An 8023-nucleotide genomic window follows, 5' to 3' on the forward strand; every position below is an offset into this window, starting at 1 on the left:
AGCTTTGCCGGGCCAGTCGAAAGATTGCACGCAATACCTGAATCGAGTAGAAAATATGATAATTATAGACTGCAAAATTCAGATCTGATCGCGCTGCGAATTTGCTTTTCAGTGCTCGAATCAGAATATTGATTGGATATGTGGCGTGTATTTCGCGCATTCAGGAAATGATCCCGAGGGGGCCGACTGGCAGATCCTGGAAGATCATCTCAAGGCTGTTGCCACGCAAGCTGCCGCATATGCAAAGCCCCTGGGACTGGATCGCGTTGCGTTTCTGGCCGGGCTTTATCACGACCTCGGAAAATACTGCGAGGCGTTTCAGCGTCGACTAGAAGGGGAGGATGTCCGCGTCGATCATTCGACCGCCGGTGCAGTCGCCGTGCTCCAACATGCCTGGGAACGACCGCTCGACAGGGCTGCTGCCGAGCTGGCCGCCTATTGCATCGCAGGTCACCACGCAAGTCTGCCGGATCGGTTGAACGAAACCGCGGCCTGTCTCGACAGGCGCCTGCAATCCGAATTGCCGGCATTGGATCCGGTATGGAAGAGCGAATTGGCACCACCTTCCGGTGGCATAGCCCCCGACCTGTTCGCGACATTCACAGACCCCAAGAAGACCTTCTTTTCGCTTTCCGTCGCAACGCGCATGATCTTCTCATGCCTGGTTGATGCGGATTTCAAGGATACCGAAACCCATTACGCAGCGCTTCAGCAACGCATGCCCGACAGGACATGGCCCGCCCTGCAGGATCTTTTGCCGGCGTTTTTGCAGCGGTTCGCCGCCTGCATGGACGCGAAACGCGATCTTTCCAATGACCTGAACAGGCTCCGTTCCCGGACGTTGGATCATGTCCGCGGACAAGCCGACGCCTCTCCCGGCCTGTTCACGCTGACGGTACCGACGGGGGGCGGAAAGACACTTGCCTCGCTTGGCTTTGCATTGGATCACGCCCGCGTTCACGGTCACACTCGTATTATTTATGCCATCCCGTTCACGTCGATTATCGACCAGACTGCGGATGTCTTTCGCGACGTTCTCGGCGACGGGCATGTACTTGAACACCATTCCTCGATCGATGAGGAAAAGCCATCACCCGGCCGAACGGAAGACCGCCAACAGCGGGAGAAGTTGCAGCTGGCCATGGAGGATTGGGCGGCCCCGGTGGTGGTAACCACCAATGTCCAGTTTTTCGAGAGCCTTTTCGCCTCCAGACCGGCGCGGGCGAGGAAATTGCACAATATCGCGGGAAGCGTGATCATCCTCGATGAAGCACAAACGCTGCCGCGTTCACTCTTGAAGCCTGCCATGCGAATGCTCGAAGAGCTCGCGCACTCCTATGGCTGCACGATCGTTCTCTGCACGGCCACGCAACCGGCGCTCGACGCGGACAAGCTGGAAGGCGGATTGCCTCTGCGGGGCCGCGAACTGGCGCCGGATCCGCAAGAGCTCTCCCGGAAGCTCCGGCGAGCCTACATCAAACGCGTCGGATCCATGACGAACGGCGACCTGATCGCCGCCTTGGGCCAGGAGCATCAGGGGCTCGTGATCGTCAACAGCCGAAAACACGCGCGGGAGCTGTTCCAGGAAGCGGAAGCAGCCGGCCTCGACGGTCTTGTGCATCTCACGACCCGGCAGTGCGCCGTTCATCGGCGTAAGATCCTGGAGCGCATGCGCGACCGCCTGGCGGCAAGCGCTCCCTGCAGGGTGATCGCCACCAGCCTGATCGAGGCGGGCGTGGACATCGATTTTCCGAAAGTCTGGCGGGCGGAAGCCGGGCTCGACCAGATAGTGCAGGCGGCCGGACGCTGCAACCGCGAGGGCGGGCAGTCGGCCGAGCAAAGCATCGTCACCGTCTTTGCCGCGCCCGATTACCCGCCACCTCGCGAGATCGCAAGCCTTGTCACCGACATGCAGCGCATGCTGGGGCGCCACGACGACCTGATGTCCCTCGCCGCCATCGAGGATTATTTCACTGAAGTCTATTGGCGCATGGGCGACAAACTCGACGCCCACGGCATTCTCAAGATGTTCACCGGCACCCGACGCGGCACCGACTTTGCGTTTCGCACGGCGGCCGAGCGTTTCCGGATGATCGAAAGCGGACAGGTGCCGGTCATTGTCGCGCACGACGAGACTGCGGCCGAGGCCATCAGGCAACTGCACGTCCCCGAGATCTCCTCGGGAGCGCTTGCGCGCAAGCTGCAGGGCTACACCGTGCAGGTGCTCCCAAAGGACCGCGAAGCCCTGATCCGCAATGGCCATGTCGCCTTCGAGCGCCCCGACCTGCGCGGGGATCAATTCGCGGTTTTGAAAAACAACGACCTGTACCGGGAGCGGGTCGGTCTCGTCTGGGAGGAGGCCGACTATCTGTCATCGCAAAGCAGCGTGATCTAGGAGAGAGACACCGTGCCTTATGGAATTCGCCTGAAGGTCTGGGGCCAGTATGGCTGCTTCACACGGCCGGAAATGAAGGTCGAGCGGGTCAGCTACGACGTTATGACGCCATCGGCGGCGCGCGGCATTCTGGAGGCGATCCACTGGAAGCCCGCGATCCGCTGGGTGGTTGAGGCCATCCATGTGCTGGAGCCGATCCGGTTTCAGTCGATCCGCCGCAACGAGGTCGGGCACAAGGCGCCGGCCGGCAAGATCAGAAGCGCGATGAAACGTGGCGACCTGGGCGGCCTTCAACTCCTGGCCGACGAGGATCGTCAGCAGCGCGCCTCCACAGTTCTCGTCAATCCGGCCTATGTGATCGAGGCCCGCTTCGACCTGACGGACAAGGCCGGACCGGACGACAACGAGGGCAAGCATCTCGACATCTTCAACCGGCGGGCCGCACGCGGCCAGTGCTTTCACCAGCCGTGCCTCGGAACGCGGGAATTCGCCGCCAGTTTTGAGCTGATCCCGCCGGAGCAAGAGCCACCGGCCCCGATCCCCGACAGCCGGGATCTGGGCTTCATGCTCTGGGACATCGACCATCAGGCGCCGGGGCGGCCCTCGATGTTCTTTCGCGCAAGTCTCGACAAAGGCGTCATGCGCGTGCCGCCGCCGGGATCGCAGGAGATCCGCAAATGAGCATTCTCGCCTCCCTGGTTTCGGCCTACGACCGCCTGCCGGATGCCCCTGCCATTGGCTTCTCCAGCGAGAAAATCGGTTTCTGCATCTCGCTCAACGACGACGGGTCGGTGGCGCATGTCGTCGACCTGCGCGACACGAGCGGGAAAAAGCCGCAACCGAGGCCAATGCTGGTGCCGCAAGCCGTCAAGCGGACCGCCGGGATTTCACCGAACACGTTCTGGGACAAGACGTCCTACGTGCTCGGCGTGACGGTCGGAGACGGCAAGCGAACGGGGGCCGAGCATGCAGCCTTCGTTGAGCATCACGACGCGCTGGTAGCGGATACCGACGACCCCGGCCTGCTGGCCCTGCTCAGGTTCTTGCGGCACTGGACGCCCGATCATTTCCAGGGGCCGCTTTGGCCGGAGGAGATGAAGGACCAGAACGTTGTATTCGCTCTCGAACGAGAACGTCTTCACAACAATTTTCTTCACGACCGCCAGGCCGCGAAAGCTCTTTTGACCGCGACGCAAGCCGACGGCGAAGCGGGCAAGCAGATCTGCCTAGTCTCGGGAACGACTGCGCCCGTTGCCCGGCTGCACCCGTCGATCAAGGGGGTCTGGGGTGCGCAATCCTCGGGTGCGGCTCTCGTTTCCTTCAATCTCGATGCGTTCACCTCCTACGGTCACGACCAGGGCGACAACGCTCCGGTCTCCGACGAGGCCGCGTTCAAATACACCACGGTCCTGAACCGTTTTCTGGAGCGCGACAGCGGGCACCGCATCCAGATCGGCGATGCATCGACGGTGTTTTGGGCGGAGGCCGCCGATCCGTCGCTCGCCGAAGAGGCCGAAGCGGTCTTTGCCTGCTTCTTCGACGCGGACGGCAAGACGGACGCAAGCCGTGCCGAAGAGGCCGATGCCGCCAGGAAAGTCGGCCTGCAACTTGAGCGCATCCGCAAGGGGGAGCCGCTGAGCGAGATCGAGCCGAAGCTGGCAGAGGGCGTTCGCTTCTTCGTTCTGGGTCTCGCGCCGAACGCCGCCCGCCTGTCCGTTCGGTTCTTCTTCGAAGGAACGTTCGGAGAACTGACGGACCATTACAAGAAATTCGTCGAGGAGATGCGGATCGAACCGCCGCCACGCGACGGGTACCCGCCCCTGTGGCGCTACCTCCGCGAGACGGCGGTTCTGGGCAAGCGCGAAAACGTCCAGCCCAATCTCGCCGGGGCGTGGATGCGCTCCATCCTGTCCGGCGCCCCCTACCCGCGCACCCTGATCGCGGCGGTCCTGACACGGATCAGGGCCGACGGCGACGTGAATGCGCTGCGCGCCGGCATTTTGAAAGCAACACTCATTCGCAATGTCAAAAGGGAGGTTCCCGTGTCACTGGACCCGGACTTCAAGGATCGAGGCTACCTGCTGGGTCGCCTGTTTGCGGCCTATGAACAGGCCCAGTCGGCCGCGCTCGGCAACAAGGTCAATGCGACCATCAAGGACAAATTCTACGGTTCGGCCTCCGCGCAGCCCCGCAAGGTCTTCGCCCTGCTGGAAAGCGGGTCCGCGAACCACCTGTCGAAAGTCGGAAAGCAATCGCCGGGAAGACGGGTGAACCTGGAAAAACTGATCGCGTCGATCATGGACAAGATGACACCCGGCGCCGATCCGTTTCCTGCCGCATTGGCGGCAGAAGAGCAGGCCCTTTTCGGACTCGGCTACTACCACCAGCGCAATGAATTCTTCAAGAAGGCTCCCGAGACACAAGAATCCGGAGAAACCGCAGAATGACCGCACTTCAGAACCGCTACGACTTTGCCCTTGTCTTCGAGGTGACCAACGGAAATCCCAACGGCGATCCGGACGCCGGCAATCTGCCGCGCCTCGATCCGGAGACCAGCAAGGGGCTCGTCTCCGACGTCAGCCTGAAACGCAAGATCCGCAATTACGTGGACCTTGCCCGCACCGGTCGGGACGGCTTCCACATCTACGTCGAGGAAGGGTCGATCCTGAACGAGAAGCACCGCCAGGCCTACAAGGCACTGCAGCCGGGAGACGCAAAGCTGGAAACAGCGAAAAAACTCAATCCGAAGGATGATGAGGAACTCGCGAAACTCCGCGACTTCATGTGCGCGAATTTCTTCGACGTGCGCACCTTCGGAGCGGTGATGTCGACCGGGATCAACTGCGGTCAGGTCAAGGGGCCGGTGCAGATGACATTCGCCACCTCCGTCGAGCCGATCCTGCCGCTGGAAATCTCGATCACGCGGATGGCGGCAACCAACGAGGCGGAAAAGAAGCAGAAGGTCGAGGGCGACGACAGCAACGAGCGAACCGACAACCGGACGATGGGACGCAAGCATATCGTTCCCTACGGCCTTTATGTCGCCCATGGGTTCGTGTCGGCCAAATTCGCCGAGCGCACGGGGTTTTCCGAAACGGACCTCGACCTCCTGTGGGAAGCGCTCGGCAACATGTTCGAACACGACCGCTCTGCCGCCCGCGGCGAGATGGCCACGCGCAAGCTGTTCATTTTCAAGCACGACAATCCGCTTGGAAACGCCCCCGCCCACCGGCTGTTCGATCTCGTTCGAATTGGCCGCAACGTCGACGGCGAGTTCAGACCGGTAGACGACAAACGGATTGGCAACGAGCCGCCCGCCCGCCGGTTTGCCGACTACATCGTCGACATCGACCGGGACAACTGCCCGGCCGGCGTCGAGATCATCGAAAAGCTCTGAGCCATGAGCCTGACGCGGGAAAACCCGGAGGCGGGAGAACCGGAGGAGCCGATCCCCCTGTCGGCCCTTCAGCACGCCGTCTATTGCCTGCGTCAGGCCGCGCTGATTCATCTGGAAAGACTGTGGGCCGACAACCGCTTCACGGCGGAAGGCGGCGTACTGCACGCGGTTGCGGACAAGGGCGGTCGTCGCCAGGCCCGTGGAATCCGGCGTGTCATGGCGCTGCCGATCGGCTCCAGGCGACTCGGCATCGCCGGTGTCGCCGATGTGGTCGAGTTTCACCAAGGCGATGGGGGCGAGGTGCCCTATCCCGTCGAATACAAGCGCGGGAAACCGAAACTGCACCGGGCCGACGAGGTGCAACTGTGCGCGCAGGGGCTTTGCCTCGAGGAAATGACGGGCCGGCAGGTTCCGGAAGGCGCCCTGTACTATGGCGGGACGAAACGCAGGGTCAGGGTGCCGCTCGACCCCGCTCTCCGGCAACTCACCGAAACCACCATCGCGGACCTCAGGGCGGTCTTCCGCTCGCGACAAACCCCCTTGCCCACCACGCAAACGTCGCGCTGCCGGGCCTGTTCCCTCAAGGAGCTTTGCCGTCCCGAAATCGTTGCCGCACCCGTCAGGTCCTGGCGCAGACGGATGCTGGATGACATGCTGAAGGATGCCGATCCGTGAAAAAGCTGCTGAACACCGTCTACATCACCACGGAGGGCGCCAGCCTGCGCAAGGACGGAGAAAACCTGGTCGCGGAAGTGGACGGCATGGAGCGTGCCCGCGTTCCGTTTCATATGCTGGCCTCCGTGGTCGTGTTTGGCGCGATTTATCTTTCTCCCGCATTGATCGGCGCATGCGCGGCGGCCGGCATCACCCTTGTCCTGCTGGAGCGCAACGGCCGCTTTCTTGCGCGGATCGAAGGGCCGGTTTCCGGGAACGTTCTCCTGCGCCGGGCGCAATACCGGGCTTCGGACGCACCGCTGGAGATCGTCCGCTCGATCGTTGCGGGCAAGATTGCAAATCAACGCTCCGTGCTGATGCGCGCGATGCGCGATTACCGCGACGAATTCGCACAACAGTCGCTGGCGCAAATTCGCGAAGCGACTGATCGCATGGCCAGAATAGTCCGCCGCGCCGAGGCGGCGGACGAAACGGTCGAGCAATTGCGGGGTTCGGAAGGCGAAGCGGCCAATCTGTATTTCTCGGTCTTCAACCACTTGATCAGATCGCCCGACCCGGAAATCCGATGGACGGGAAGGACCCGCCGACCGCCGCTCGATCCGGTGAACGCGGTGCTGTCATTCCTCTATACGCTTCTGACGCACGACTGCCGTTCCGCCTGCGAAAGCAACGGACTTGATCCCTCCGTCGGCTTCTTGCACCGGGACCGTCCGGGCAGACCGAGCCTGGCACTCGACCTGATGGAAGAGCTTCGGCCCGTTCTGGCCGACCGGCTCGCGCTGTCGTTGTTCAACCGCCGGCAATTGCGGGCAGAGGACTTCGATGTCCGGGACGGAGGGGGCGTGTTTCTGGCCGACGATGCCCGAAAGGCCGTCCTGACCGCCTGGCAGGAACGCAAGAAGGAGGAGCGCAGACACGCCTTCCTTGGCGAGAAGGCGCCGCTGGGGCTTGTACCCTATCTTCAGGCACAGATGCTTGCGAGACACTTGCGCGGCGATCTGGACGCCTATCCGCCGTGGTTCTGGAAGTAGGAGGCGTTGCTTGCTGGTATTGGTGACATACGACGTGCGCGCGTCGGAAGGCGACGGCACCCGTCGTCTGCGGGCGGTGGCCAAGGCCTGCCGCGATTTCGGCCAGCGGGTTCAGTATTCGGTTTTCGAGATTGAAGTCGACCCGGCACAGTGGACCAGGCTGAAAGCCCGCCTGGAGCGCATAATTGACCCCAAACACGACAGCCTGAGATACTATTATCTCGGGTCGAACTGGCGGCGACGGGTCGAGCATGTCGGCGCCAAGGACGCCACCGACCTGGGCGGAACACTGATCGTGTAGCGGCCTGCCGGGTTGGCGCGAACCGCAAGCGTGCCTGAAAAGACGGGACGGTCCGCACCGCCCGGGTTCATTGAAAACACAATTCTTTTTGGAAATCGCGACAGGTCAGGCAAGTGCAACGTCCTGACTTCGCGACCGTTCGCGAAAAAGCGCTCCTTTCTCCAATCATCTCAACGGGATATACAGGCCGGCGTCGCCCCCCTCGCGGGGGCGTGGATCGAAAC

At 62.2% G+C, this 8023-nt stretch carries 7 protein-coding genes; all 7 read left to right on the top strand.

Going from position 1 to position 8023, the window contains the following annotated elements:
• Positions 1 to 145 precede the first annotated feature (145 nt).
• The 7 genes from G572_RS0120240 to cas2 are packed head-to-tail and all read left to right on the top strand — an operon-like array spanning position 146 to position 7799.
• The gene (locus G572_RS0120240; RefSeq protein ID WP_029060023.1) at positions 146 to 2395 is read left to right on the top strand and encodes a CRISPR-associated helicase/endonuclease Cas3; all 2250 of its coding nucleotides are present in this window, start codon (positions 146 to 148) and stop codon (positions 2393 to 2395) included.
• A gap of 12 nt (positions 2396 to 2407) precedes the next feature.
• On the top strand, positions 2408 to 3076 hold the full coding sequence (cas5c, locus tag G572_RS0120245; protein ID WP_029060024.1) for a type I-C CRISPR-associated protein Cas5c: 669 nt from the start codon (positions 2408 to 2410) through the stop codon (positions 3074 to 3076).
• Positions 3073 to 4842 carry a type I-C CRISPR-associated protein Cas8c/Csd1 gene (gene cas8c, locus G572_RS0120250; protein WP_029060025.1) on the top strand — a complete coding sequence of 590 codons (1770 nt, stop codon included), beginning with the start codon at positions 3073 to 3075 and terminating at the stop codon, positions 4840 to 4842. Before cas5c ends, cas8c begins: the two co-directional genes overlap by 4 nt.
• Positions 4839 to 5792, top strand: coding sequence for a type I-C CRISPR-associated protein Cas7/Csd2 (cas7c, locus tag G572_RS0120255; protein ID WP_029060026.1), 954 nt, complete (start codon positions 4839 to 4841; stop codon positions 5790 to 5792). Before cas8c ends, cas7c begins: the two co-directional genes overlap by 4 nt.
• A 3-nt stretch (positions 5793 to 5795) precedes the next feature.
• Positions 5796 to 6467, top strand: coding sequence for a CRISPR-associated protein Cas4 (gene cas4 / locus G572_RS0120260; protein ID WP_037547522.1), 672 nt, complete (start codon positions 5796 to 5798; stop codon positions 6465 to 6467).
• Positions 6464 to 7498, top strand: a complete 1035-nt coding sequence (gene cas1c, locus G572_RS0120265) for a type I-C CRISPR-associated endonuclease Cas1c (protein WP_029060028.1) — start codon at positions 6464 to 6466, stop codon at positions 7496 to 7498. Before cas4 ends, cas1c begins: the two co-directional genes overlap by 4 nt.
• A gap of 10 nt (positions 7499 to 7508) precedes the next feature.
• Positions 7509 to 7799 carry a CRISPR-associated endonuclease Cas2 gene (gene cas2, locus G572_RS0120270; RefSeq protein WP_029060029.1) on the top strand — a complete coding sequence of 97 codons (291 nt, stop codon included), beginning with the start codon at positions 7509 to 7511 and terminating at the stop codon, positions 7797 to 7799.
• The last annotated feature ends 224 nt before the right edge of the window (positions 7800 to 8023 follow it).

Source organism: Stappia stellulata DSM 5886, assembly GCF_000423705.1.
GTDB lineage: Bacteria > Pseudomonadota > Alphaproteobacteria > Rhizobiales > Stappiaceae > Stappia > Stappia stellulata.

What these genes read in the sequence shown, in the direction of transcription:
- cas8c (WP_029060025.1), top strand. Translation starts at nt 3,073, where the DNA reads ATGAGCATTCTCGCCTCCCTGGTTTCGGCCTACGACCGCCTGCCGGAT.
- cas7c (WP_029060026.1), top strand. Translation starts at nt 4,839, where the DNA reads ATGACCGCACTTCAGAACCGCTACGACTTTGCCCTTGTCTTCGAGGTG.
- cas4 (WP_037547522.1), top strand. Translation starts at nt 5,796, where the DNA reads ATGAGCCTGACGCGGGAAAACCCGGAGGCGGGAGAACCGGAGGAGCCG.